Origin of the sequence: Mesorhizobium silamurunense (assembly GCF_014843905.1) — a bacterium.
In the GTDB taxonomy this organism is placed as follows: domain Bacteria; phylum Pseudomonadota; class Alphaproteobacteria; order Rhizobiales; family Rhizobiaceae; genus Mesorhizobium; species Mesorhizobium silamurunense.
In genome coordinates, this window is the sequence record NZ_LPVS01000093.1 from 28714 (window position 1) to 54113 (window position 25400).

Here is a 25400-nt window from a genome sequence, read left to right on the forward strand (position 1 = left end):
GGCATGCCGGCAAAGAAAACTGGGATCAGCGAATCCTCGCACCTGTCCTGTCGAAGAGCAGCGAGCGCTCGGCCTTGATCGAGACGGTGAAATGGTCGCTGCTGGCGCGCTGGCGCCTGGCCTCGCGCTCGATGATCAGCTCCTCCGGCCCGGCATCGGCGTAGACGTAGCTTACCGAGCCCAGATGCTCGGCGACGTCGGCCTTGACCGGTATGTCGCAGTCGCCCTCGCCGGCCTCGAAGAAATGCTCCGGCCTGACCCCGAGCATGACCTCGGTGCCTACGGTCGGGAACGCCTCGCAGAGCGGTTTGCGCAACCGGGCGCCGCCGTGATTGACGAGCTCGACGACTGCTGCGCTGTTGGACGTCTCGACGACCTTCGCTGCGATGAAATTCATCTTCGGCGAGCCGATGAAGCCGGCGACGAAACGGTTGGTCGGATCGTCATAGAGGTCGAGTGGCGCGCCGATCTGCTCGACATTGCCGGCCTTGAGCACGACGATGCGGTCGGCCAGCGTCATGGCTTCGGTCTGGTCGTGCGTCACATAGATCATGGTGACGCCGAGCTCCTTGTGCAGGCGCGAGATCTCGACCCGCATCTGGACCCTGAGCTCGGCGTCGAGATTCGAGAGCGGTTCGTCGAACAGGAACACCTGCGGCTCGCGCACGATGGCGCGGCCGATGGCGACTCGCTGGCGCTGGCCGCCGGACAATTGTTTTGGGCGACGCTGCATCAGCTCGTCGATGCACAGGATCTCGGCGGCGCGTTTCACCCGCCGTTCGGTGTCGGCCTTCGGGTTGCCGTTCATCCGCAATCCGAAGCTCAGGTTCTGCTCCACCGTCATATGCGGATAGAGCGCATAGGACTGGAACACCATGGCGATGCCGCGGTCCGCCGGCTCGACGTCGTTCACCACCTTGCCGCCGATGGCGATCTCGCCGCCGCTGATGTCCTCCAGCCCGGCGACCATGCGCAAAAGCGTGGACTTGCCGCATCCCGACGGTCCGACGAAGACGACGAATTCGCCGTCGGCGATATCAAGGTTGGCGCCATGGACGACCTCGAAGGTGCCGAAGCGCTTGACGACATTGGTGAGGGTGACGGCGGCCATCGCGTCCTTTCTATTTGACGGCGCCGGCGGCGATGCCGGCGATGAAATGGCGCTGCAAGAGCACGAAGACGATGAGCATCGGCACGGTCAGCATGACGGCGCCGGCCATGATGCCGCCCCAGGAAACCTTGGTGAGGCCGATCAGCGTGCCGAGCGCCACCGGCGCCGTCATCGCGCCGGGCTGGCTGTTGATCAGCAGCGGCCAGAGATAATTGTTCCACGAGGCGAGGAAGAGGATGATGGCGAGCGCCGCCAGCATCGGCCGCGCCAGCGGCAGCGCGACGAACAGGAAGATGCGCCATTCCTTCACGCCTTCGACCCTTGCCGCATCAAACAGCTCCGCCGGCATCATCGAAAAAGCCTGGCGCATGAAGAGCACGCCGAGCGAATTGAAGAGCGGCGGCACGATCAGCGCGACCCAGGTGTTGGCGAGCTGGAAATCGCGCGCAACCATGATGAATTGCGGGATCAGCACCACCGCGTAGGGAAGCGTGATGGTGCCGAAGATGATCGCCACCACGATGCCCTTGCCGAGGAACTCGTAACGCGCCAGCGCCCAGCCGGCCATCGAGGTGAGCAGCACCGAAAGGAAGGTATAGGTCACCGCCACCGAAACGGAGATGCCGATGGCGCCGACGAAATTGGTGTCGCGCTGCAGATTGTTGAAATTGTCGAGGAAGCCGTCATGCGGCAGAAGCTCGATGCCGGGGCTGAAGATGCCGTTGTCGGGCATGGTGGAAAACACCACCATCATCCACAGCGGAAACAGCCAGATCAGCGCCAGCGGCGTCAGGAAAAGATGCAGCGCAATCGTGCGCCCGAGCCGTCTTTGGGAACGCGAAGTCATTTCGGCTCCCTCGTCAGCCAGAGCTGCACCAAAGTGATCGCGATCGCCAGGCCCGCCATGGTGTAGGCGACGGCCGAGGCATAGCCGAAATTGAGCGAGCGGAAGCCCTGGCGATAAAGCAAGAGACCCAGCGTCTCCGTGCCGCCGCCCGGTCCGCCGCGCTCGGTGATCAGGAACGGCTCGGTGAAGAGCTGCATGGTGCCGATGATCGACAGCACGGCGCAGAAGACGATGACCGGCTTCAACAGCGGCAAGGTGATGTGGAAGAACTGCTTGACCTTGCTGACACGATCGAGCGTCGCCGCCTCATAGACGTCGTCCGGAATGGACTGCAGGCCGGCAAGGATGATGATGGCGTTGTAGCCGGCCCAGCGCCAGGTGACCGCGATCATGATCAGCGCCATGGCCGGCGTGACGTTGGAGAACCAGTCGATCTTCGGCAGGCCGACGCTGTTCAAGAGCTTGTTGACGATGCCGAAATCGAGGCTGAACATCAGCCGGAACACCGCCGAATAGGCCACCTCGCCGACCACGACCGGGGCGAAGAAGGCAAAGCGGTAGAGGCCGCGCGCTTTCAGCAGCGGCGAATTCAAAAGCACCGCCATCACGATCGCCAGCGAGATCATCACCGGCACCTGGATGACGAGGATCAGCAGCGTGTTCTTCAGCGCATTGAAGAAGGCAGGGTCGCCGATCAGGCGGCCCCAGTTGAAGGTTGGCGCGAAGCGCCACGGCACGGTGCGGGTCGCCTGGAAGGAGATCAGGAAGGAGCTGATGATCGGCCAGATCCAGAAGATGGCGAAGATCAGCAGATAGGGCGTGAGGAAGCGATACGCGGTGGCGTTGCGGTAGCGCATCGTCCTTCCTCCTTTCTACTCCTGATGGTTTGTCACGCCGGTTGCCGGCGTCAATCGCAAAGGCAGGCCCTGCCCCTCATCCGCCCGTCGGGCTCCTTCTCCCCGTATAGTGACGGGGAGAAGGGAAGATGGCCGATTACTTGACCGGCAGGCCCGTCGCCGCGGCGATCTGGCTGGCGGCGTCGTCGAGCGCGGCCTTGGCATCCGCGTAGCCGCCGGCCAGATATTTGGTCTGCACGGCGCGTATGATGATCTCGGCATCGCTCTGGAACGGCGTGCCGCGGCTCGGCACGACCTTCGGCAAGGTGGCCAGAATGTCCTTCCACACCGCCTGGTCGCCCCAATAGGGCTGGCCTTGCGCGACGTAAGGATCGTCGAGCGCCGAGATCAGCGAGGGCACCAGGCCGAAATCCTTCAGCATGGTGATCTGGCCTTCGTTGGTTTCCAGCGTGTATTTCAGGTAGGCGTAGGCAGCTTCCTTGTTCTTGCTGGCCGAGGTGATGGCCAAGGAGGAGCCGCCGAGATTGGCGGCGCGCGGGCCGTCGGCGGTGAGGCTCGGCATCAGATAGACGCCCCACTTACCGCTTTCCTTCGGCGATTCGGTGCGGATCGTGCCCTCATACCAGCCGCCATAGACCTGGGTGGCGACCGTGCCGGCGGTGTTGTTGGTGATCTTGGTCGACCAGTCGGCCGAGGACACGATGCCGGCGTCCTTCATCTCCTTGACCTTGGTCATGGCATCGACGCATTTCGGCTGGTTGACCGTGATCGACTGGCCATCCTCGGCGAAATAGGCGCAGCCCTGCTCGTTGGAGATCATGCGGAAGAATTCGGTGTCGCCGTTGAAGTCGGCATTGGTCATGGTGACGCCGGGATTGGCGGCCTGGATCTTCTTGCCGGCGGCGATGAAATCGTCCCAGGTCTTGATCGAAGCCGGATCGACGCCGGCCTTCTCGTAGAAGTCGCGGCGGTAGAAGACGGCGACCGGGCCGGAATCCCAGGGCATGGCGTAGGCCTTGTCGCCGACCTCGAGCTCGGTGCGCTTGAAGTCGGGGAATTTCTTCTGGTCTTCCGCGGTGTAGCCCAGCGTGTGCAGGTCGACGAAGCAGTCCGGGAACTGGCTCCAGTAATTCTCGGCCTCGCCGTTCTCGATCGAGACGATGTCGGGCAGGCCGACGCCGCCGGCGGCGCAGCCGGCGATCGACTTGTCATAGGTCGGCTGGTTGCCGAGGTCCTGAACCGTGACCTTGATGTCGGGATATTTCTTGTTGAAGCCTTCGACCGTCGATTTCAGCGACGAGGCGGCGATGTTCCAGCTCCAGATCGTGAGTTCGCCGGATTGCGCCAAGGCAGGGCCGCAGCCCAGGGCAAGCAAAAGCGTGGCGCAGGTCAGTGTGGTGCGCATTGAAATCCTCCCATTTCGTTTGCTCTCTCACCGTGAGCGTGGATAGATTATGCGGCGCGGAAGGCTTGTCCCCGACAAAGGGAATAAGAAGTTGGCGGAAAGTAAGATGCCGGAGCGTCCGTTCTACCAGCCAGGCGCAAGCAGCGTCGAAGGCCTGCCGCTGGCTTTGCAGATGTTCCACAACCACCCGCTGGTGATGTTGAAGCCGCACTGGCACGCCCAGGTCGAGGTGAATTTTATCGTCCGCGGCAGCGTGCATTACCGCATGGCGGAGCATGAGATCTCGCTATCGGCCGGCGAGATGTGCCTGTTCTGGGGCGGACTGCCGCACCAGATGGACGATCTGACCGACGACGCGATCTATGCCGGCGCGCACCTGCCCCTGGTGCATTTCTTCAGGCTGCACTTGCCCGCCGATGTCAGGCACCGGCTGATGACCGGCGCGACCCTTGTGACGAATGCCACCGACCAGTCCGACAACGACAATTTCAAGCGCTGGAACGAGTATGCGCGCTCGGGCGATGCGGCCAAGGCCGAACACGCCGTCAACGAGCTGCTCTTGCGGCTCGAGCGGGTGCGCTTCGAGCCGTACCGGCTGGTGCCGGAAACCGCGTCCGGACACGGGGCGGGCAGTCCCTTCGACCAGCAGTCCTCGCGCAATGTCGGGCGCATGTGCGACTTCATCGCCGAGAATTTCCTCTACGACATCGACTGCGTGAGCATCGCTTCAGCCGCCGACATCCATCCGAAATACGCCATGAGCCTTTTCAAGAAATCGACAGGCATGACGCTCAACGAGTATGTCAATCTTTTGCGGCTGAGCTATGCGCAGGCGCTTCTGATGCATGAGGGCGCCAACGTGCTGAAGGTCGCGATGGACTCGGGCTTCGGCTCGCTCAGCGCTTTCAACAAATCCTTCCGCAAGCTTGCCGGCATGTCACCCTCAGATTTCCGCAGGGCGGGCGTCAGGTAGCCCATTGATCAGGCGGCGGGTTCCCTCGCCGCTGGAAAGCTGACGATCACGGCAAGCCCTGGATTGTTGTTCTCCAGCGTAATTGTCGCGCCATGCAGGTCGGCCACCGCCTTGACGAGGCTCAAGCCCAGGCCACTGCCCGGCGTCGTGCGACTGGAATCCAGCCGGTAGAGCCGCTGGAAGACTTTCTCGCGCTCCTCGGCCGGGATGCCGGGGCCATTGTCGCGGACATGGACGAGGACGCGGTCGCCTTGCCTGGTCACCGCCAGCTCAATCGCCGTGCCCGGCGGGCAATGCCTAAGCGCGTTCTCGACCAGGTTGGCGAGCATCTGCATCAGCAGGTCGCGATCGCCGTGGATGTGGCATTTCGTCTCCGGAACGATCTCTGTCGACAGTGATTTTCCATCGTCCTCCGCCACATCGGCATAGACCTCGCCGATGGTGCCGACGACGCTGCCGACGTCGAGGTCGACAAAACGCGCCTTGCGCGCGCCGGCCTCGATCTGGGCGATGCGCAGCAGCGCGTCGAAGGTCTCGTTGATCTGTCGGCTTTCGGTGCGCGCATCGGCCAGCTCGGTGGTGATGTCCTCGCCTACAGCCGTCTTGTCGGCGGCCTGCTCCAGGATCATCTGCAGGCGGTTGAGCGGCGTCTTCAGGTCGTGCGCGATGTTGGCGCTGACCTCGCGCATGCCGTCGACCAGGCCCGACAGGCGGTCGAGCGCGGCGTTCACCTGGGTGGATACGGCGTCGATGTCGTCGCCATTGCCGACCAGCGGAATGCGCGCGTCGAGCCGGCCGTGCGAGACGTCGACCATGGTGGCGGCGATGCCGTCGAGGCGCCGCTGGACACGCGAGGCGAGCAAGGCGCCGCCGGCGATCGCGAGCCCGGTGATGAACAGCGTGCCCCAGCCGAAGCTCATCAGCACGATAGTCTCCAGCTCGTCGGTCTCGGCCAGCGAGAAGGCGACCGTGAGACTGTTGCCGCCGACCTCGCCGGTATAGGCGCGGTACATCGTGTCGGGCGGCACGCCCGGCAATCTGGCGGCGAACATCGAAAAACCGTCGGGCAGGCCGGAAGCGGTGAAGTTTCCGGCCAGATGGTTGCCGTCGGCATCGCTCAGCGAGAAAAGCTGATCCTTGTCGGGGCTGAGGTCGGCGTTGTTGTTGACCGAGGCGACAAGGTCCTCCTTTTCGTTCCCCGCATAGGTCAGGGCCACGACCGTATAGGTCTCCTTGATCGATTGATCGAGCCGTCTCGCCAGGTTGGCGCTCATCAGCTGGTAGACGATCGCGCCGGAAAGGATGAAGGCAAGCACGAACAGGAAGGCAAAGGTGAGCGCCAGCCGGAACGGCGTGCTGCGCAGCAGGCTGGGGCGTGCCTCTTTCATTGCACTAGGCAGGCATCGGCCAGAACAGCCGCAGCAAGACCAGGGCCGCCAAGATCCAGACAGCAATCATGAAGATCAGCCCTGCCTTGCTGACCGGCCTGGCGCTGCGCGTTGCCTCGTCGCGGAATTCCTGCATGAGACCGGCCGGAACCAGCCTGACCGCCAGCATGATGCCGAGCGGCACGATCAAAAGGTCATCCAGATAGCCGAAGATTGGGATGAAATCCGGAATGAGATCGATGGGGCTGAGGGCATAGGCCGCGACCGCACCGGCAACGGCCTTCGCATACCAGGGAACGCGAGGATCGCGGGCGGCAAGCCACAACGCCACCACGTCGCGCTTGATGCCGCGCGCCCATCGCTTTGCAGTGTCCAGCATCGACATGCCGCTTATATACCGACACCCTGCCGGACGTGCGAGATGCGATCGAGCATGCATCGTCAACCCTGGGCATGCAGGCTGTAGCCGGTATTGCGCACGGTATGGATGAGCGGCACCTCGAACGGCCTGTCGACCTTGGCCCTGAGCCGGCTGATATGGGTCTCGACGACGCTGGTCTTGGGATCGAAATGGAAATCCCAGACGCGCTCCAGGAGCATGGTGCGCGTAATCACGCGGCCCTCGCCGCGCATCAGCACCTCGAGCAGGCTGAATTCGCGGGGCTGCAGGTCGATCACCTGGCCCTGCCTGGTCACGTGGCGCATGATCAGGTCCATTTCGAGGTCGGCGACGCGCAGGCTGGTCTTCTGCTCCTGCGCCGCCGGCCGCCGGCCGAGCGCGTTGATGCGGGCAAGCAGCTCCGAAAAGGCGAACGGCTTGACGAGATAATCGTCGCCGCCGGCCTCCAGTCCTTCGACCCGGTCGTCGACGCCGCCGATGGAGGTCAGGAATATGGCCGGCGTCTTGACGCCGGCCGCGCGCACCGCCTTTATCATCGACAGGCCGTCGAGGCCGGGAACCATGCGGTCGGCTACGATGACGTCATAGGCATCGCGGGTCGCCGCGACGAGCGCGTCATGGCCGTTGCGCAGGAGATCGCAGGCGTGCCCGGCTTCGCCCAGCCCCCTGACGATGTAGTCGGCAGTCCTCGGATCATCCTCAACCAGCAGAAGTCGCATGTTGGCGCATCGTCCGGATTCCATCGCAAACGCCATGGTAGCATCGGCGACGACCCATTCCCACAAGCCGGGCTTACGCACGCCTGTCCAGGTCCTTACAAATTCGTAAGAATGACCGAAAATACCGATCAGGCCTCGCAATGGGGTTGGAGAAAGGCTAGTGGGATGACGTCCTGCCTGGCCGGAGTGACTGAAACCGAATGGCTTACACATTGCTCAAGTCGGCGCCAAAAGCGTTCGACCAGCACAAGCGCCTGATCGTCGTCCAGGCCGCCGCGGTGGTGGCCGTCGTGCTGCTGTTGTTTTCCAAGCCGTTTCTCAGCGAGGGCTCGAGCGGGCACGAGCTGGTGGAGACGGCCGGCTTCGGCCTTGTGCTCGTCTGTTTCCTCGGCCGGCTGTGGAGCATCCTCTATGTCGGCGGCAAGAAGAACGACGAACTGATCGTCTCGGGTCCGTTCTCGATGAGCCGCAACCCGCTCTATTTCTTCTCGACCATCGGAGCGGTCGGCATCGGGCTGATGTTCGGATCGGTGCTGGCGGCCGGGATGCTCGGCCTCGCGAGCTTCCTCGTCTTCCGCTTCACCGCCGGCCGGGAGGCCGAGTTCCTGACGGCCAAGTTCGGCGCCGCCTACACGGCCTATGCCGAACGGACACCGCGTTTCTGGCCGAACCCGATGCGCTACCGCGACCAGGACCAGTGGCTCTTTTCCACCAGCGCGCTGAAAAGCACGTTCCGGGATGGGCTTTATTTCCTGGCCTTGTTTCCGCTCATCGAGACGGTCGAGCATTTTCGTGTGATCGGCATGCTGCCGACCTTGTTCACAATCTACTGATCGTGATTGGGCATTCGCTGTCCAATCTAAAAAGCCCCGGCCGATTGCACCCAAAAGAAGTCACGGGCAGCGCCTTGAGTCCGTGCTGACGGAGCATATACATCGGTATAACTTTGGCTGTCGGCTGGCGCGATGGACGTTCGCATATCGAAACACAATACACTCGGACGGCTGTCGGTGTTTGAACTCGACGCCTTGCGAGAAGCTTTCAAGCGATCGGTTCGCGAGAACAACGTCACCGAAATCCAGTGGGCCGAGCATGCCGAGCTTTTCGTCAAAAGCGCGATCGGCAAAGAAAGTCGCGCCATCCAGGCCTGATCGGCCGGTGCGACCTTCAGGTCGGCTCATAGCGGTTCACCGTTTCATGGAAACGCCGAACCGCTCTGTCTTTATTGTTTTCACGCAATTCCGGACGGAAGGCTGCGGCGAAGGCGCCGCGCCTAACCGTTACACGCTTTTCCTGGAATTGCTCTAGCCTTTGCCGCCGCCGCGCGCGCTGCGCCGCGTGCTTTCCAGAAGGATCGCCAGACAGCCGACCAGGATCAGAACGCCGCCGGCCAGCGCCGGCAACGCCAGAAGCTTCACGGCGCTGGCGACCAAGGCAATCAGGAGCAGTGCCAGAAGCGCCAGGCTGCCGTCGTCGACGAACATGCCGACGAGCTCCTTCAGGACGAGGCGGATGATTCTCATCGGGCAACTCCTTCAGCGGGCGCCGTGTAGGTGCTGCGCAGCCGGCGCATTATGGCGAAGGATGCAGCGGCGATGACGGCGAAGATGGCAAGGAGCGCAAAATCCTCGCCCGGCCATTCGGCGCCGAGGCCTTCGCCTGTCCAGAACACGCCGAAGCTGGTCAGCATCAGGCCGACGACGAATTTGAGCGCATTTTCCGGCACGCGCGCCAGCGGCCGGTGCACGGCGAGGCCGATCAGCATCACCAGCACGAAAGCCGCCAGCGCGCCGAGGCCGGCTTGAAGCGTCTGGCCGTGGGCGGCACCGACGGCGATGACGATGAACACCACCTCGACGCCCTCGAGCAGCACCGCCTTGAAGGCCGCCACGCCGGCCAGATAGTCGGCGCGGCGGTCGTCGGCCTGGCGGCTGAGCGCGTCGGTTTCGCGGGAAAAGGCGGCCTCTTCGTCGCGGAGCGCGATGACGCCGGCGCTGCGCAGGATTGCCTTGCGCAGCCAACGCATGCCGAACAGGACCAGAAGCACGCCGACCGCGAATTGCAGCAGCGTGAGGGGGACGAGCGCCAGCAGCGGCCCGAAGGCCAGCACCAGCGCGGCCAGCACGGCGAGCGCCGATGCGGCGCCGGTCAGCGCCGGCCGCCAGCCGCGCGTCACGCCGACGGCAAGCACGATGGTGAAGGCTTCGACCACCTCGACGAAGGACGCCAGGAAGGAAGCCGTCACGGTGGAGAGAACGGGCGTCAGTTCATGCATGAACGGGTACCGGGCTCCGTGTTTTGCCGCCCTTTCCAGAAGGCGGGCCGGTCCAGCCTTGTTCAGCAGGCGATGAAGCACAAAGTATGGCGGATGGATAGATCATCCGCCGGCGACTGGACATTCGACCGCAGGGGCGAACTTGCACCCATGCGCAGGCCGGTGTCATAACACCATGCTCATCAGAGGAAGCGGCTTCAGATGACGTTATCGGTGAGAGACCTTTCCCCGCGCACGCCGATCGACGGCCGGCACCGGCAGATGCTGATCGATGGCCAATGGTGCGATGCGGTCAGCGGCCGAACGCTCGAGACGCGCAACCCCGCCACCGGCGCGGTGATCGGCACCGTGCCGCGGGCCGATTCCAAGGATATCGACCTTGCGGTCGCCGCGGCGCGGCGCGCCTTCGAAGGGCCATGGAGCCGCTTCAAACCCTATGAGCGCCAGCTTTTGCTGCTCAGGATCGCCGATCTCATGGAGCGGCATTGGGAGGAGCTGGCGCTCTCCGACACCACCGACATGGGCATGCCGATCACCCGCACCTTGGCCAACCGGAACCGCGTGCTCGGCATGCTGCGCTTCTACGCCGGCATGGCGACGTCGATCCATGGCCAGACCATTGGCAATTCGCTGCCGGGCGAGATCGTCTCCTACACGAGCAAGGAGCCGGTCGGCGTGGTCGGCGCGATCATCCCCTGGAATGCGCCCACCGCCGCCTCGATCTGGAAGATCGGCCCGGCTTTGGCCACCGGCTGCACCATCGTCTTGAAGCCGTCGGAAGAAGCGCCGCTGACGCCGCTTCTGATCGCCGACCTGATGCAGGAAGCCGGCGTGCCGCCCGGCGTCGTCAATGTCGTGACCGGAACCGGCGCGGAGGCCGGCGCGCCCTTGGCCGCGCATATGGATGTCGACAAGCTGGTCTTCACCGGCTCGACCGCTACCGGCCAGGCGATCCTGCGCGCCTCGGCCGCCAACATGAAGCGCGTGTCGCTGGAGCTCGGCGGCAAGTCGCCGGTGATCGTCCTGGCCGACGCCGATATCGAGCGCGCCGTGCCGGTGGCGGCGATGTCGGTCTTCGCCAATTCCGGCCAGGTCTGCATCGCCGGTTCGCGGCTCTTCGTCGAGCGGCCGATCTATGAGGAGTTCGTCGAGCGCGTGGCTGCCTTTGCTGCCAAGCTTCGGATCGGCGACGGCGCCGATCCCGAGACCGAAATCGGACCGCTGATCTCGCCAAAACAGCTCGAACGCGTCAGCGGCTTCATCGCGGACGGCGCGCGCGAGGGCGCGCGGCTGGTGACGGGCGGCACCCGCATCACCGAAGGTGCCCTGGCCGCCGGCAATTTCATGACGCCGGGCGTGTTCGCGAGCGTCACCGACGGGATGCGCATCGCGCGCGAGGAAATTTTTGGGCCGATCATCTCGGCGCTGCCTTTCGACACGCTGGACGAAGCGGTGCGGCGCGGCAACGACACGCCCTACGGCCTCGGCGCCGGCGTGTTCACGAAGGATGTCGGCAAGGCGCATCAGCTCGCCAACCGGCTGCGCGCCGGCTCGGTCTGGGTCAATACCTATCACGCCATCGATCCGGCGGTGCCGTTCGGCGGCTACAAGATGAGCGGCTACGGCCGCGAGGGCGGCGCTGAGCATCTCGAGGAATATCTCAACACCAAGGGCGTCTGGATCCGGATCGATTGACGGTCTGTATCCGGCCGCGTTCCGTTGAACCGCCGCGCGGCTTTAACTATTTGCCTTGCGCAATCCCGAAGCGGGAGCCGTTGTACGCTTTTCCTGGTATTGCGCTGAAGCAACACAAGAGTTCGAGCGGCTCAGCGGTCCCGCTCTGAAGCGGAATGGAGCGCATGAAAAAGATCGGATTTCTGTCCTTCGGGCATTGGTCGCCCTCGCCGCAGTCGGGCACGCGCTCGGGCGCCGATGCGCTGCTGCAGTCGATCGACCTCGCGGTCGCGGCCGAGGAACTCGGCGCCGACGGCGCCTATTTCCGCGTCCACCATTTCGCCCGCCAGCTCGGCTCGCCGTTTCCGCTGCTTGCCGCGGCCGGCGCGAAGACCAAGCGCATCGAGCTCGGCACCGCTGTCATCGACATGCGCTACGAGAATCCGCTCTACATGGCCGAGGATGCGGGCGCCGCCGATCTCATCGCCGGCGGCCGGCTGCAGCTCGGCATCAGCCGCGGTTCGCCCGAGCAGGTGATCGATGGCTGGCGCTATTTCGGCTATGTACCGGAAGAGGGCAAGACCGACGCCGACATGGCGCGCCGTCATGCCGAAATCTTCCTCGATCTGTTGCGCGGCGAAGGTTTTGCCCAGCCCAACCCGCGGCCGATGTTCCCCAATCCGCCCGGCCTGCTCCGGCTCGAACCCTTTTCGGAGGGCTTGCGCGATCGCATCTGGTGGGGTGCGGCCACCAACGCCACCGCCGAATGGGCGGCGAAACTCGGCATGAACCTGCAGAGCTCGACGCTGAAATTCGACGAGGGCGGCCAGCCGCTGCACATCCAGCAGGCCGAGCAAATAAGAGCCTTCCGCGCCGCCTGGAAGGAGGCCGGCCACGCCAGGGAGCCGCGCGTCTCGGTCAGCCGCAGCATCTTCGCCTTGGTCAACGACATGGACCGCGCCTATTTCGGCGGCAGCGAGGGAGAGGACCATTTCGGCTACATCGAGCCGGAGAAGCGCGCCGTGTTCGGCCGCACCTATGCCGCCGAGCCGGACAAGCTCATAGAACAGCTCAAGGAGGACGAGGCGATCGCCGAGGCCGACACGCTGCTGCTCACCGTTCCCAACCAGCTCGGCGTCGACTACAACGCCCATGTCATCGAGGCGATCCTGAAGCACGTCGCGCCGGCGCTGGGCTGGCGGTGAGGCTGGGTGACCGCCCGGCTTCGCAATCGAACCGGGCAAATTTTCCGTTATGCGCGAATCCTTTCCGCCCGCCATCGCGTCTTAGCAAAGGCACGAAGGCCTTGCCGGGCATGCCTCTGCCCGATCGCGGAAAAGGAACGCACATGATTTTGGTGACAGGCGCGACAGGAATGAGCGGTCAGAAGATCGTCCGCGAGCTGGTGCAAAATGGAGTCTCGGCCAAGGCGGTCGTCAGAAGCGCTCGGAAGGCGACCACGGCGGGCCTCGACAAGCTTGCCGGCATTGATCTCGTCGAATGCGACATGCAGGACGAAAAAGGTCTGATTCCGGCACTCGAGGGGGTAGACCGCGCTTTGCTGATCTCGTCGGCAGGCCCGGACATGCGCGAAACGCAATGCCGCTTCATAGATGCCTGCAAGGCAGCCGGCGTCGGACATGTCGTCAAATTCTCGGGCGCGGAGTCCGGGATTGGCTTCGATCCGGCAAAATTCCGCTTCACGAGAATGCACGAGGAGATCGAAGATCACCTCGAAGCATCGGGCCTTGCCTGGACGCATTTGCGGCCGTCGCAATTCATGCAGGTCTATCTCAGGGAAGCGCCGACCATAGCCAGGGATCAAGAGCTGCGTCTGCCTTTCGGGGACACAGAGCTTTCTCCCGTGGCCATCGAGGATATCGCTAGGATCGCTTGCCGACTCCTGCGGGACGGCGGGCACGAGGGCGAAAGCCTGGACGTGACGGGACCGGAGGCTCTGACCATGCACGACGTCGCCGAGCGAATATCGGCCGCGATTGGGAGGCCGGTCAGATATGTGCCCATCAGCTCGGAAGAGCGTCGTCAAGCACTGCTGGAGAGCGGCGCGCCGGCCGGTTTCGTCGCCGCGATGGAAGAACAGCTCCAAGAGCGCCTCAAGCGGCCAAAATCGCGCGTCCATCTCGGAACACATGCGGCCTTCGGTGTCCGGCCGACCAATTTCGCGGAATTCGCCCGGACATATGCGAGCACCTTTTCCGGATAGGCTTGGGGCAGGAAACCTTCACGAGCTCACCTTCAAGCCGACCACGCCGAGGATGGTCACGGCGGCGAAGGTGAGCCGCACCGCGTCTGTGCTTTCGCCGAAGAGCACGATGCCGGCGGCTAAAGAGCCGACGGCGCCGATGCCGGTCCACACCGCATAGGCGGTACCGAGCGGCAGCACGGTCAGCGCCTTGGTCAGCAGGACGATGAAGATGACGAGCAGCACCAGTGAGACTGCTGCCCAGAGCGGCTCGGAAAATCCGGCCGATTTCTTGGTTGCCAGCGCCCAGGCGACGTCGGTGATACCCGAAATGATGAGCAGCAGCCATGCGAGCGACGGGCTCATGCGAGCCTCGCGGCGAAGCTCGCGGCGAGCCGGTGCACCTGGCCTTCGGTCCGTCTGGCGCCTGCCTCCATCGCTTCCGGCGCGCCGGTCGTCGGCGAAACGTGGACGATGTCGGCGTCCTTCAGGCCGATGAAAGCGAGCGCGGTGCGCAGATAAGGCGTGGCCAGATCCGGCCGGCCATAGCTCGGGCCTTCGGTGAAGTCGCCGGAGGTCGCCATCAGCACGGCGGTAGGGCGCGAGCGCAGCAAAGGCGAATAACCGGTCGCCGGATTGAAAGAAAAGCTCAGGCCGGGCTGCGTCATCAGGTCGAACAGGTGTTTCAGCCGGTATGGCACGCCGAGATTCCACATCGACGTCGAGATCAGGATCGCATCGGCGGCGTCGAGCCTCGCGACATAGTCGCCGATCAGCTTCCAGGCCCGGTCTTGCGCGTCGGTCAGCGGCGTGTTGGAGAGCTTGGCGTATTTGGCGTCGATCGCCGCGCCGTCGAAGGTCGGCAGGATGGCCGTCCAGATGTTGAACCGATCGACCTCGACCTTGGGCAGGCTCTCCTTCAGACGGGCCAGGAAATTCTGTGCCGCCCTGCTCGACCAGGAGCGTTCGGCGCGGGGCGAAGCTTCGATGTGCAGGATGCGGCTCATGTCCTTCTTCCGTCAGGCTGGCGTGTTTCCGGATCGCGATATACGTTCGCAGAGATGCGAGTGCATTTAGCAATTTCGCCATTCTCGTTCGCATGGATGCGAAGATGATTGACTACGACGACGTGCGGCTGGTGGCAGCCATCGCGACGGCGGGCGGCGTGCGCGGCGCGCAGGCAAGGCTTGGCACCCATATCGCGACGATCTACCGGCAGCTCAGGGAACTGGAAAAGCGAACCGGTGGCGCGTTGTTCGAGCGCCTCGGCGATAATCTCGTGCCCACCGCCAGGGCGGAGCCATTCCTCGGCGCGGCGGAAGATCTGCGGGATCGGCTTGCCAAGGTCGAACGACGTGTGGCGGCGCTGGACGACCGCCTGGTCGGACCGCTCAATGTGACGACGGCCGACACGCTGCTCGATACTGCCTCGGCCTGCCTCAAGGCCTTCAGCGCCGCGCATCCCGGCATCGCGCTGTCGCTGCAAGTGACCAACAGCTTCGCCGATCTCGGGCGCCGGGAGGCCGATGTCGCTATCCGCCCGACGCTGGCGCCGCCGGAAACGCTTGTCGGCCGGCGCGTAGCGCGCTTTTCCTACGCCGTCTACACAAGCTGCACGTCGCCTTGCAATGGCTGGATCGGTTTCGACGCGTCACTGTCCGCCTTGACGGCGGCGCAGTGGCTGAAGGCGAATGTCGCGGAGGACGAGATCATGCTGAGGGTCAACAGCCTGACCGCCGCTGCCGCGGCCGCCGAGGACGGCTGGGGTCGGGCGCTGCTGCCGGATTATCTGGGTGCTGCTCGCCGCCTTTCGCCGCTGGGCAAAAGCATCGAGGCGCTCGGTTCGGAGCTATGGGTGCTCTACCACCCGGACCTGAAGGGCAATCCGCGTGTGCGGGCCTTCAGCGATTTTTCGGCGAAGTGGCTGCGGGACACGGCTAAGCGCTGGTGCCCAGGCGACAACATAGCCAGGCGGTTGAACTGTCACAGCCGGCGACGCCTTCCAGTCTGCCTTACCATCGATATTGACACCTGATAAAATGTCACCCTAGTCTGCGTAATCGGTTACGTAACCGATTACGGATCATTAAAAGTGGAGGAAAGCATGAGCAAGGTTTCAAATACCCATGGGCTCGAGCTGAGCTCGTTCTCGCGTCGCCAGTTCCTGAAGACCAGCGCGCTCGCGGCCGGCGCGTTCGCGCTGCCGCTCGGTCCGGCCTTCGCGGCTGACAAGCCGAAGGTCGGCCTGGTCATGAAGTCTCTGGCCAACGAGTTCTTCAAACAGATGCAGGCCGGCGCCGAAGCTTACGCAGCCAAGAACAAGGACAAGTTCGATTTCGCCGCCGTCGGCATGAAGGATGAGCGCGACTTCGCCGCGCAGGTCGACGCCATCGAGAATTTCATCACCCAGAACTACAACATCATCGTCGTGGCGCCGGCCGATTCGAAGGCCATGGTCACGCCGATCGCCAAGGCGCTGAAGGCCGGCATCAAGGTCATCAACATCGACGTCGCCCTCGACGAGAAAGCCAAGAAGAAGGCCGGCATCGACCTCGCCTTCTTCGGTCCGGACAACCGCGCCGGCGCCAAGCTTGCCGGCGACGCGCTCGGCAAGGCGCTGGGCAAGGGCGGCAAGGTCGTCATCCTCGAAGGCAATCCGGAGGCCGACAACGCCAAGCAGCGCAAGCTCGGCTTCGACGATTCGGTGAAGGAGTACAAGCTGAAGCTGCTCGACAGCAAGACTGCGCATTGGGAGACCGAGGAAGCCAACACGCTGATGACCAACTTCCTCACCCAGCATCCCGACATCCAGGGCGTGATGGCGGCCAACGATTCGATGGCGCTCGGCGTCGTCAAGGCGATCGACGCCGCCGGCAAGTCCGGCCAGATCAAGGTCGTCGGCTTCGACAACATCCCGGCGGTCGGTCCGCTGCTCAAGGAAGGCAAGATGCTTGCCACCGTCGAGCAGTATGGCGCGCAGATGGCGGCCATGGGCATCGACTACGGCTTGCGCGAGCTCGCCGGCGAAAAATTCTCCGGCTGGGTCAAGACCGACGTCAAGCTGATCACCGCTTGAGACGAGCAAGGGCGCCGGCACTCCCTCTGGCGTCATCCCTCTGCTTGTCTCATCATCGCCGCCGGCAACTGCCGGCGGCGATGATGACGCGCTCGTGCCGCCTAGGCGGCAGCAGAGCGTAATTCAGGATTCTTGATGCCCATGGACGATGCGATTCTTTCCCTTCAAGGGGTCGGCAAGATCTTTCCCGGCGTCGTCGCGCTGAGCGACGTCTCGCTGTCGATCGCGCGCGGCGAAACTCATATCGTGCTGGGCGAGAACGGCGCCGGCAAGTCGACACTGATCAAGCTTCTGGCAGGCATCTACCAGCCGGACGCTGGCACGATCGCCTTCAACGGCGCGCCCTACCAGCCGAAGACGCCGCATGATGCTCAGCAGAGCGGCATCCGCATCGTGCATCAGGAGCTGAACCTTTTGCCCTATCTCAGCATCGCCGAGAATTTGATGCTGGAGAACCTGCCGCGTCGCGCCTTCGGCATCGTCGACCGCAAGGCGCTGAACCGGCGCGCCATGGCGCTGCTCAAGGAGGTCGGGCTCGAGATCGATCCGAGAACGCGGGTCGAGACGCTCGGCGTCGCCCAGATGCAACTGGTCGAGATCGCCAAGGCGCTGAGCTACGACAGCAAGCTGCTCGTTCTGGACGAGCCGACGGCGACGCTGACGCCGCCGGAGATCAAGCGGCTGTTCGCCATCATCAAGCGGCTCAAAGCCAAGGGCGTCACCATCATCTACATCTCGCACCGCCTGCACGAGGTGTTCGAGATCGGCGATCGGGTGACCATCTTGCGCAACGGCAGGCTGGTCGCGACCCGCGATCTCCATGGGCTCAGCGTGCCGGACTTGGTGCGCATGATGATCGGCCGCGACATCGCCGACGAATTCAGCTTCGACGCTTCGATCGTGCCGGGCAAGGTCGCGCTCAGCGTCAGCAATCTGAAGCGCAATGCCGCGACGCCCGCCATTTCCTTCGACGTCCGCCATGGCGAGATCCTGGGCGTAGCAGGCCTGGTCGGCAGCGGCCGCACCGAAGCCATGCGGGCTCTGTTCGGCGCCGATCCCAAGCTCGACGGCGTGGTGGAGATCGACGGCAGGCCGGTGGCGATCACGGCGCCCAAGGATGCCGTGCGGCATGGGCTCAGCCTGCTTACCGAGGACCGCAAGGGGCAGGGCCTGCTGCTCGACCTGGCCGTGGACAAGAACATTACCATCACCGATCTCGGCAAGGTCTCGCGGCACGGGCTGGTCAACCGCCGGGCGGAGTCCGCGGCAGCGACCGACCTTGTCGGCCAGTTGCGCGTCAAGGCGAGCTCGATCGAGCAGGCGGTGCGCAACCTCTCCGGCGGCAACCAGCAGAAGGTGGTGCTGGCCAAATGGCTGTTTCGCGGCACCTCGACGCTGATCCTCGACGAGCCGACGCGCGGCGTCGACATCGGCGCGCGGCGCGAGATCTACCAGCTTCTGTGGATGCTGGCGGCGGCCCAAAAAGGCATCATCATGGTGTCGTCCGACCTGCCCGAATTGATGGGCATGTGCCATCGCATCATCGTCTTTTCCAAGGACAGGATCGTCGGCGAAGTGCCGCGATCCGCATTCGACCAGGAGCGCATCCTGTCGCTCGCCTATCAGGAGTATGTGCGACCATGAGCGAGACGTCCGAGCCCCTCGTGTCGGCGCCCGTTTCTCCCAGCAGGGCGAAGTTCCTGCGCTTCCTGATCCGCGACGCCGGCGTCCTGCTCGCGCTGGTGCTGATCACGCTGTTCTTCTCGGCCAGCGCGCCCTATTTCGCCACGCCCGGCAATGCGCTGAAGATCTTCGTGCAGATCGCCATCAACACGGTGCTTGCCGCCGGCATGACCTTCGTCATCCTTACCGGCGGCATCGATCTTTCGGTCGGTTCGGTGCTGGCGCTCTGCACAGTCGTCGGCGCCACCGTCATGATCGATGAGAGCCTGTCGCCGGCCGTCGCAATAACACTGGCGCTGCTCGCCTGCATGGCGACGGGTGCTGCCTGCGGCTTCCTCAACGGCTGGATATCGACGCGCTGGAAGATCCCGTCCTTCATCGTCACCCTCGGCATGCTCAACATGGCAGCGGGTGCAGCCCGCGTCGTCAGCGACAATTCGACCATCACCGGCCTGCCGCAGAGCTTCGTCGATTTCGGCAATCTGATCATCGGCGGTTTCCTGCCCTCGATCTTCCTGGTCGCGGTGCTGGTGATCGCGGCCGGCTGGTTCGTGCTGCGCTTCACCGTCTTCGGCCGCATGATCTTCGCCGTCGGCACCAATGACGAGGCGGTGCGGCTCTCCGGCCACAATCCGGATTTCTACAAGGTCGCCGCCTTCACCATCAGCGGCTTGACGGCCGGCATCGCGGCGATGGTCTATCTCTTGCGCCTCAACATCGGCAGCCCGATCGCCGGCGTCGGCTACGAGCTCAACGCGATTGCCGCCGTCATCATCGGCGGCACCAGCCTCAGCGGCGGCAAGGGTTCGATCATCGGCACGCTGGTCGGCGCCTGCATCTTGCAGGTGCTGAGCACCGGGCTGCAGCTGCTCGGTGTCGGCGACAATTTCAAACCGATCGTGATCGGCCTTGTCATCGTGCTCGCCGTCATTCTAGACGCATATCGGGAGAGGCTGTTGCGGAGGATCCGCTAGAGGAATCGCTGGGACCATGACCACAATCGCCGATGTAGCGCGCCATGCCGGAGTGTCGGTCGCAACCGTCTCGCATGTGATGAACCACACGCGCCATGTCGAGCCGGAGACGGCCGAGCGCGTGCGCGCGGCGATCACCGCCTTGCGCTACAGCCCGAATTCGCTGGCGCGCAGCCTCAGGCGCGGCGAGACCAAGACCATCGGCCTCCTGCTCCCCGACAATTCCAATCCGTTCTTCGCCGGCGTCGCGCGCCAGATCGAGGATGCGGGCTTCGTCGCCGGCTATACGGTGATCCTGTGCAATTCCGACGGCAGCGCAGAAAAGGAAGAGCGCTATCTGTCGGTGTTGATGGCAAAGCAGATCGACGGGCTGATCTTTGCCGGCTCGTCCGACCATGCGCGGGTGTTCTCACACCTTTCCGCCGCCGTGCCGGCGGTGCTGCTCGACCGCGAGATCCATTCCGTCAATGTCGATTCCGTGCTGGTCGACCATGATCACGGCGGCTATCTCGCCGGCCGCTATCTGGTCGGGCTCGGTCACCGCAAGATCGGCGTCATCGGCGGCCCGCGCGATTCGAGCTCCAGCCCCGCCCGCCTGCGCGGCTTTACCCGCGCGCTCAAGGAATCAGGCCTGGAATTGCCCCCCGCATCGGTGGTCGATTCCGACTATCATTTCGCCGGCGGCCGCCTGGCGATGGAGCGGCTGATGGAACAGGCGCCGGAGATCACGGCGGTGTTCGCCTGCAACGACCTGATGGCCATGGGCGCCATCACCGCGCTGCGCTCGCGCGGCTTGCACGTGCCCGACGACATGTCGCTGATCGGTTTCGACGACATTCCCTATGCGGTCACCACCTGGCCGCCGCTGACGACGATCGCCCAGCCGATAGAGAAGATCGGCACGCGGGCGGTGAGCCTGCTGCTCGAGCGCGTCGGCGAGCCGGAAGCGCCGTCGCGCCGCGAGGTGCTGGCGCCGGTGCTGGTCGAGAGGGAAAGCTGCGCGGCGGCGCGCCAGTAGCGTCGATTAACGGCCACGATATCGCTTGCAGCATGATCGCCTGCGGCTTGCATTGCCAATCGCTGACGCTTGCGGCGCCGACCTGGCAAAGCAGGGGAACGCCATCTTCGGAACGTGCGATAGTCTGGGCGACCTCTACTAATCCCCTCAAGCCGCCGGCTGCATGGCGGCCCTAAGCAGCATGCCGAACAGGTCGCGCGGCTCGTCGGGGTCGGCGAGCAGGTCGAGCTCCTCGTAGAGGCCGGTGGCCGGGAGCTGGTCGCGGACATAGCGGAGCGCGGAAAAATCCTCGGTGGCGAAGCCGACGGAATCGAACAGCGTGATCTGTTCCGGCGCCTTGCGGCCCTCGGCCTGGCCGGTCATCACCTGCCACAGTTCGGTCACCGGATGGTCGGCGTCGAGCTGCTGGATCTCGCCCTCGATGCGGGTCTGCGGCGGGAACTCGACGAAGATGTCGGAGCGCAACAGGATATCGCGGTGCAGCTCCGTCTTGCCCGGGCAGTCGCCGCCGACCGCGTTGATGTGGACGCCGGAGCCCACCATGTTGTCGGTGAGAATCGTGGCGTACTGCTTGTCGGCGGTCACCGTGGTGATGATGTCGACGCCTTCCACCGCGTCCTGCCCGGTCGAACAGATGGTGATGTCGAAACCCTTGCCGGCGAGGTTGCGGGCGCATTTTTCCGAGGCCGAACGGTCGATGTCGTAGAGCCGCAGCCGATCGATGCCGAGCAGCGCCTTGAAGGCGATGGCCTGGAACTCGGACTGGGCGCCGTTGCCGATTATCGCCATCGCTCGCGAGCCCTTGGGCGCCAGATATTTCGCCGCGAGGGCGGAGGTGGCCGCGGTGCGCAGCGCCGTCAGGATCGTCATTTCGGTGAGCAGCATCGGATAGCCGGAGCCGACATCGGCAAGCACGCCGAAGGCGGTGACCGTCTGGCGGCCCTCGCGCATGTTCTTCGGATGACCGTTGACATATTTGAAGCCGTAGAGGCGGCCGTCGCTGGTCGGCATCAGCTCGATGACGCCGTCATGGCTGTGCGAGGCGACGCGCGGCGTCTTGTCGAACAGCTCCCAGCGGCGGAAATCCTCCTCGATATAGGCGGCGAGCTCGGTCAGGAAGCGCTCGACGCCGATGGCGAGCACCAGCTTCATCATGCGATCGACGCTGACGAAGGGAACGATGGCAAGGCGCGAAGGCTGGGTCATGGTCAGAGGCTTCCGGAATGGCTGCGGGTCGGGCGGTCCATGATGCGGCGGCCCATCAGGCTGGCGGTGAGATCGACCATCAGCGTCGCGGTGCGGCCACGCTCGTCGAGGAACGGGTTGAGCTCGACCAGGTCGAGGCTGGAGACGAGGCCGCTGTCGGACAGCATCTCCATCACCAGATGCGCCTCGCGGAAGGTGGCGCCGCCGGGCACGGTGGTGCCGACGGCCGGGGCGATCGACGGGTCGAGGAAGTCGACATCGAGACTGACATGCAGCAGCCCGTTTGCCTCTTCGACTTTGGCCAGGAAAGCGCGCAGCAGCGGGGCGATGCCATGCTCGTCGATGGCGCGCATGTCATGCACGGTCACGCCCGCCTCTTTCAGCGCGCGGCGCTCGGCCGGATCGACGCTGCGCAGGCCGATCGTGCAGATGCGGGCGGGGTCGACCGCGGCCGGCAGATCAGGGAAATAGCCAGTGAAGCCGGGGCGCCCGCTGGCATAGGCGAGCGGCACGCCGTGCAGATTGCCGCTTGTCGTGGTGTCGAGCGTGTGGAAATCGGGATGGGCGTCGAGCCACAGCACGAAGAGCGGCCGGCCGCGTTCGGCGGCGCGGCGCGCCACGCCGGACACCGTGCCGGCGGAGATCGAGTGGTCGCCGCCGAGGAAGATCGGCATGGCATCCTTCGAAGCCACATAGGCGGTCTCGGCGATCGCCGTCGTCCATGCGGAAATCTCCGGCAGCGCCTTGAGCGCAAGATTGCCATGTGCGACGGCGATCGCCTGAGCCTTCTGCACCGCGCCATAGTCCTCGACCTCATGGCCAAGCTCCGACAGCACCGAGACAAGCCCCGCAGTGCGCAACGCGCTCGGCCCCATCTCGCATCCCATCCTGCCCGCGCCGTCCTGCACCGGCGCGCCGACGATCCTGCAGCGCATGATTTTCTTCCGCCCTCTTGCGATTAGTCTGGCGATTGATCCGGTTATTGAACCATCGCGGCCTGGCGGTTTGAATAGGGAAAATTGGCATTTCGAGAAGGCTGATCTATCATATTGTGCAACTATCCTGATCGAAATGGACAATCATGGATACGCTCGACGAAAGACTGGTGACGCTTCTGAGGCACGATGCGCGGCGCAGCGTCTCCGATCTCGCGCTCGATCTCGGCGTTTCGCGCGCGACGGTCAGGGCACGCATGGAGCGGCTGGAGAAATCCGGCGAGATCATCGGCTATACGGTGGTGCTGCGCGCCGACGCGGTCGATCAGAAGATACGCGGCGTCATGCTGATCGAGATCGAGGGCCATGCCGCGGATCGCGTGATTAGGGCGCTCGGCGGCTTTCCCGAGGTGTCGACCATCCACACCACCAATGGCCGCTGGGACCTGGTGGTCGAGCTCGGAACCGCCTCGCTGACCGATTTCGACGCCGTGCTGCGGCGCATCCGGCTGATCCCGGGGATAACGGGGAGCGAGACGAGCTTGTTGCTGGCGACGCCGAGGACGACCAGGGCGCGGCTGGGGTAGGGAGGCGCAGCGATTGCGAAATGGCAAAAGCATGTTGAGGACGATGGCCGCAGGAGCCGGGATCGGTTTCGGCGCGTTTGTGATCACAATTTTCACGATGGGCGCCGGGCATGGCACCAACGTTCCCGGCTTCATCCTGATTCCGTGGACTATGCTGCTGATGTTGGCGGGTGCTGGGATCTCGACATTCTTGCTCAGCGCATGTGCTCAATTCGCGATCTATATTGCGCTCATCCGCTTCAGGCCGCTGCTTGCGCTACCCATCGGGATCGTTCATTGCGTCGCCGCGGTCTGGGGAATGGCGCGCAACGGAATCCTGTTCTGAAGGGCATCAACGCGAAAAAGCCGCGGAAATCGCGGCTTTTCGTTTGCTTGATCCTCGGTGAGGAAACTGGAGCGGGTGAGGCGATTCGAACGCCCGACCCCAACCTTGGCAAGGTTAGAGAAGGGCTACTCCATGCTATCCGGCAATATCCGAAATCTCGATAACGCATTGAATTTCCTTGACCTTGCTTTCGAACCTCCGCTAGGCTTACTCAAGCTTTTGCCTTCACGGTGTTGACCAGGTGTTGACCAAAGGGAGCTTTTTTGAGGAGATGGATCGGTGGCAAAGCGCGTTGGCGTAGCTCTCACAAAGCGGGTGGTTGACGCTGCCGAGAAGAGGGAACAGCGCTATTTCATTTGGGACAGCGAGCTGTCCGGCTTCGGTCTGCGCGTGGAAAAGAGCGGCGCCAAGACCTTCATCGTCCGGTATCGCGCCGAAGGCGGTGGTCGGTCGGCGGCGCAGCGCTTCGTCACCGTAGGCAGGTTTGGTCCCCTCACTCCCGATCAGGCACGTAAGCAGGCGAAAATTCTCCTCGGTGGTGTCGCCAAGGGCGAGGATCCAGCGGATGAGCGCCGCTTGAAGCGGCGCGAGATGAAGATCGGGGGCCTAGTCGACCTGTACGAAGCAGAAGGCTGCGTTATCCAGCGCGGAAAGCGGCAAGGTCAGCCGATGAAATTGTTGACCAAGCAGCTCACCCTTGCGCGCCTCCGCAACCATGTCGTGCCGCTGCTCGGACATAAGCGGGTCAGCGAATTGAATGCCGGCGACATCGAACGGTTCGTCCGTGACGTCACTGCCGGCAAGACGAATCGGGACGAAAAGATCGGTCCCCGCAAACGCATCATTGTTCGAGGCGGTGAGGGCGCGGCTCGTAAGGTTGTGAGAGATTTGTCTGCCGTTTTCAGCTTCGCTATCCGCAGCGAGATCGTCCAGAGAAACCCTTGCGAAACAGCGGCCGTCCGTAAGACGGACAATCAGCGAAAACGCTTCCTCGCTCTCGACGAGGTTACCCGCCTCGGGTCGGCTCTGGATGAACTGGAGGCCGAAGGGGTCAATTCAAAAGCGGTCAATATCGCACGGCTTTGGGCGTTGACCGGCTGTCGCCGGGAGGAGATCGCGTCGCTCAGGTGGACTGAGGTAAATCTCGGCGAGGGACTTTTGGAACTCGACGATAGCAAGACGGGCAAGTCAATCCGGCCGCTCGGAGCTGCTGCGGTCACGCTGCTCGAAAGCCTACCGCGACAGGTAGACTGCAATTTCGTCTTCCCGGCCGAACGTGGTGACAGCTATTTCCAAGGCACCAAGCGCATTTGGGCCAAGGCGATCAAGAAGGCGGAGCTTCCCGGGGTTACGCCACATACCCTTCGCCATACGATCGGCTCGACAGCAATCTCAACTGGTGAAGCGCTCGCACTGACGGGCGCGATCTTGGGCCATTCAAATCCGCGTTCGACAGCTATCTACGCTCACGTGCAAAACGACCCGTCTCGGCGTGCCGCCAATCGCGTGACGAAGAAAATTGCTGCTGCCCTCGCCGGAGGCAACCAGATCTCGCGCAAGCTCCTGAGAAAATCCGTGGCGCCGGATGGTTTAACCGATCTCGATAGGTTGACTCAATTATTGTCCGCTCGGCTCTTGGTCGAGGGAATCGATGCGGCACGCGTTGAGGCTATCGTGACGGACATGATCTCTGCGCGCGAGGCCAGCCCCGCCAGACATGGTATGCCTGGTGCAACCTAACTTG

General features: G+C 63.8%; 27 protein-coding genes. 14 read left to right on the forward strand and 13 right to left on the reverse strand.

Features of this window, described 5'->3' with window-relative positions; translation table 11 throughout:
• Positions 1 to 25: 25 nt before the first annotated feature.
• The 4 genes from AU465_RS27845 to AU465_RS27860 all read right to left on the reverse strand — a co-directional run bounded on the left by AU465_RS27845 (position 26) and on the right by AU465_RS27860 (position 4220).
• Positions 26 to 1111, reverse strand: a complete 1086-nt coding sequence (locus AU465_RS27845; protein ID WP_192255308.1) for an ABC transporter ATP-binding protein — start codon at positions 1109 to 1111, stop codon at positions 26 to 28.
• A 10-nt stretch (positions 1112 to 1121) separates the two neighbouring features.
• Positions 1122 to 1958, reverse strand: coding sequence for a carbohydrate ABC transporter permease (locus AU465_RS27850; protein ID WP_192255310.1), 837 nt, complete (start codon positions 1956 to 1958; stop codon positions 1122 to 1124).
• Positions 1955 to 2815 (reverse strand): carbohydrate ABC transporter permease, encoded by an 861-nt coding sequence (locus tag AU465_RS27855; RefSeq protein WP_192255312.1) that lies wholly within the window; start codon positions 2813 to 2815, stop codon positions 1955 to 1957. Before AU465_RS27855 ends, AU465_RS27850 begins: the two co-directional genes overlap by 4 nt.
• Before the next feature lie 136 nt (positions 2816 to 2951).
• Positions 2952 to 4220: an ABC transporter substrate-binding protein gene (locus tag AU465_RS27860; RefSeq protein ID WP_192255314.1), complete on the reverse strand. Its 1269-nt coding sequence runs from the start codon at positions 4218 to 4220 to the stop codon at positions 2952 to 2954.
• Between the two features lie 106 nt (positions 4221 to 4326).
• Between AU465_RS27860 and AU465_RS27865 the strand changes: the two genes are divergently transcribed.
• Positions 4327 to 5193 carry a helix-turn-helix domain-containing protein gene (locus AU465_RS27865; RefSeq protein ID WP_192255316.1) on the forward strand — a complete coding sequence of 289 codons (867 nt, stop codon included), beginning with the start codon at positions 4327 to 4329 and terminating at the stop codon, positions 5191 to 5193.
• Positions 5194 to 5201: 8 nt separating this feature from the next.
• Here AU465_RS27865 and AU465_RS27870 read toward each other — a convergent pair whose 3' ends face one another.
• From AU465_RS27870 to AU465_RS27880, 3 genes are read right to left on the reverse strand one after another with little or no spacing between them, the layout of a single operon-like run.
• Positions 5202 to 6581, reverse strand: coding sequence for a HAMP domain-containing sensor histidine kinase (locus tag AU465_RS27870; protein ID WP_192255318.1), 1380 nt, complete (start codon positions 6579 to 6581; stop codon positions 5202 to 5204).
• 4 nt (positions 6582 to 6585) lie between these two features.
• A complete protein-coding gene (locus tag AU465_RS27875) occupies positions 6586 to 6966 on the reverse strand; it encodes a YkvA family protein (protein ID WP_192255320.1) in 381 nt (126 codons plus the stop codon).
• A 56-nt stretch (positions 6967 to 7022) separates the two neighbouring features.
• On the reverse strand, positions 7023 to 7700 hold the full coding sequence (locus tag AU465_RS27880) for a winged helix-turn-helix domain-containing protein (RefSeq protein WP_192255322.1): 678 nt from the start codon (positions 7698 to 7700) through the stop codon (positions 7023 to 7025).
• Between the two features lie 200 nt (positions 7701 to 7900).
• On the opposite strand from AU465_RS27880, the gene AU465_RS27885 reads away from it, so the two are divergent.
• Complete coding sequence (locus AU465_RS27885; RefSeq protein ID WP_192255324.1) at positions 7901 to 8533, forward strand: methyltransferase family protein; 633 nt, start codon at positions 7901 to 7903, stop codon at positions 8531 to 8533.
• 132 nt (positions 8534 to 8665) lie between these two features.
• Positions 8666 to 8851, forward strand: coding sequence for a hypothetical protein (locus AU465_RS27890; protein WP_192255326.1), 186 nt, complete (start codon positions 8666 to 8668; stop codon positions 8849 to 8851).
• A gap of 153 nt (positions 8852 to 9004) precedes the next feature.
• On the opposite strand, the gene AU465_RS27895 is transcribed toward AU465_RS27890, so the two are convergent.
• Together AU465_RS27895 and AU465_RS27900 are read right to left on the reverse strand one after the other, a co-directional pair.
• On the reverse strand, positions 9005 to 9223 hold the full coding sequence (locus AU465_RS27895; RefSeq protein ID WP_192255328.1) for a hypothetical protein: 219 nt from the start codon (positions 9221 to 9223) through the stop codon (positions 9005 to 9007).
• Positions 9220 to 9975 (reverse strand): COG4280 domain-containing protein, encoded by a 756-nt coding sequence (locus AU465_RS27900; protein WP_192255330.1) that lies wholly within the window; start codon positions 9973 to 9975, stop codon positions 9220 to 9222. The genes AU465_RS27895 and AU465_RS27900 overlap by 4 nt, the downstream gene beginning before the upstream one ends.
• A gap of 201 nt (positions 9976 to 10176) precedes the next feature.
• Here AU465_RS27900 and AU465_RS27905 point away from each other — a divergent pair, with 201 nt between their 5' ends.
• From AU465_RS27905 to AU465_RS27915, 3 genes are all read left to right on the forward strand, one after another.
• Positions 10177 to 11670 carry an aldehyde dehydrogenase family protein gene (locus tag AU465_RS27905; protein ID WP_192255332.1) on the forward strand — a complete coding sequence of 498 codons (1494 nt, stop codon included), beginning with the start codon at positions 10177 to 10179 and terminating at the stop codon, positions 11668 to 11670.
• 164 nt (positions 11671 to 11834) lie between these two features.
• The gene (locus tag AU465_RS27910) at positions 11835 to 12854 is read left to right on the forward strand and encodes an LLM class flavin-dependent oxidoreductase (RefSeq protein WP_192255334.1); all 1020 of its coding nucleotides are present in this window, start codon (positions 11835 to 11837) and stop codon (positions 12852 to 12854) included.
• A gap of 143 nt (positions 12855 to 12997) precedes the next feature.
• Positions 12998 to 13873, forward strand: a complete 876-nt coding sequence (locus AU465_RS27915; RefSeq protein ID WP_192255336.1) for an SDR family oxidoreductase — start codon at positions 12998 to 13000, stop codon at positions 13871 to 13873.
• Positions 13874 to 13891: 18 nt separating this feature from the next.
• Here AU465_RS27915 and AU465_RS27920 read toward each other — a convergent pair whose 3' ends face one another.
• Both AU465_RS27920 and AU465_RS27925 read right to left on the reverse strand, forming a co-directional pair.
• The gene (locus tag AU465_RS27920) at positions 13892 to 14218 is read right to left on the reverse strand and encodes a DMT family transporter (RefSeq protein WP_192255337.1); all 327 of its coding nucleotides are present in this window, start codon (positions 14216 to 14218) and stop codon (positions 13892 to 13894) included.
• Positions 14215 to 14859, reverse strand: a complete 645-nt coding sequence (locus AU465_RS27925) for an FMN-dependent NADH-azoreductase (protein ID WP_192255339.1) — start codon at positions 14857 to 14859, stop codon at positions 14215 to 14217. Before AU465_RS27925 ends, AU465_RS27920 begins: the two co-directional genes overlap by 4 nt.
• A gap of 104 nt (positions 14860 to 14963) precedes the next feature.
• Here AU465_RS27925 and AU465_RS27930 point away from each other — a divergent pair, with 104 nt between their 5' ends.
• The 5 genes from AU465_RS27930 (at position 14964) to AU465_RS27950 (ending at position 20603) form a co-directional block, all read left to right on the forward strand.
• Positions 14964 to 15887, forward strand: coding sequence for a LysR family transcriptional regulator (locus AU465_RS27930; RefSeq protein WP_192255341.1), 924 nt, complete (start codon positions 14964 to 14966; stop codon positions 15885 to 15887).
• Between the two features lie 69 nt (positions 15888 to 15956).
• Positions 15957 to 16928 (forward strand): sugar ABC transporter substrate-binding protein, encoded by a 972-nt coding sequence (locus AU465_RS27935; RefSeq protein WP_192255343.1) that lies wholly within the window; start codon positions 15957 to 15959, stop codon positions 16926 to 16928.
• A 135-nt stretch (positions 16929 to 17063) separates the two neighbouring features.
• Positions 17064 to 18572, forward strand: a complete 1509-nt coding sequence (locus tag AU465_RS27940) for a sugar ABC transporter ATP-binding protein (protein ID WP_192255345.1) — start codon at positions 17064 to 17066, stop codon at positions 18570 to 18572.
• Positions 18569 to 19585, forward strand: coding sequence for an ABC transporter permease (locus tag AU465_RS27945; protein WP_192255347.1), 1017 nt, complete (start codon positions 18569 to 18571; stop codon positions 19583 to 19585). The genes AU465_RS27940 and AU465_RS27945 overlap by 4 nt, the downstream gene beginning before the upstream one ends.
• 16 nt (positions 19586 to 19601) lie before the next feature.
• Complete coding sequence (locus AU465_RS27950; RefSeq protein WP_192255349.1) at positions 19602 to 20603, forward strand: LacI family DNA-binding transcriptional regulator; 1002 nt, start codon at positions 19602 to 19604, stop codon at positions 20601 to 20603.
• Positions 20604 to 20750: 147 nt separating this feature from the next.
• On the opposite strand, the gene ocd is transcribed toward AU465_RS27950, so the two are convergent.
• Both ocd and rocF read right to left on the reverse strand, forming a co-directional pair.
• On the reverse strand, positions 20751 to 21809 hold the full coding sequence (gene ocd / locus AU465_RS27955) for an ornithine cyclodeaminase (RefSeq protein ID WP_192255351.1): 1059 nt from the start codon (positions 21807 to 21809) through the stop codon (positions 20751 to 20753).
• A gap of 2 nt (positions 21810 to 21811) precedes the next feature.
• On the reverse strand, positions 21812 to 22744 hold the full coding sequence (gene rocF, locus AU465_RS27960) for an arginase (RefSeq protein WP_192255353.1): 933 nt from the start codon (positions 22742 to 22744) through the stop codon (positions 21812 to 21814).
• Positions 22745 to 22890: 146 nt separating this feature from the next.
• Here rocF and AU465_RS27965 point away from each other — a divergent pair, with 146 nt between their 5' ends.
• The 3 genes from AU465_RS27965 (at position 22891) to AU465_RS27975 (ending at position 25396) form a co-directional block, all read left to right on the forward strand.
• The gene (locus AU465_RS27965) at positions 22891 to 23331 is read left to right on the forward strand and encodes an Lrp/AsnC family transcriptional regulator (RefSeq protein ID WP_192255355.1); all 441 of its coding nucleotides are present in this window, start codon (positions 22891 to 22893) and stop codon (positions 23329 to 23331) included.
• Between the two features lie 43 nt (positions 23332 to 23374).
• Positions 23375 to 23656 (forward strand): hypothetical protein, encoded by a 282-nt coding sequence (locus AU465_RS27970; RefSeq protein ID WP_192255357.1) that lies wholly within the window; start codon positions 23375 to 23377, stop codon positions 23654 to 23656.
• Between the two features lie 279 nt (positions 23657 to 23935).
• Positions 23936 to 25396 (forward strand): site-specific integrase, encoded by a 1461-nt coding sequence (locus AU465_RS27975; RefSeq protein ID WP_192255359.1) that lies wholly within the window; start codon positions 23936 to 23938, stop codon positions 25394 to 25396.
• Positions 25397 to 25400: the final 4 nt, after the last annotated feature.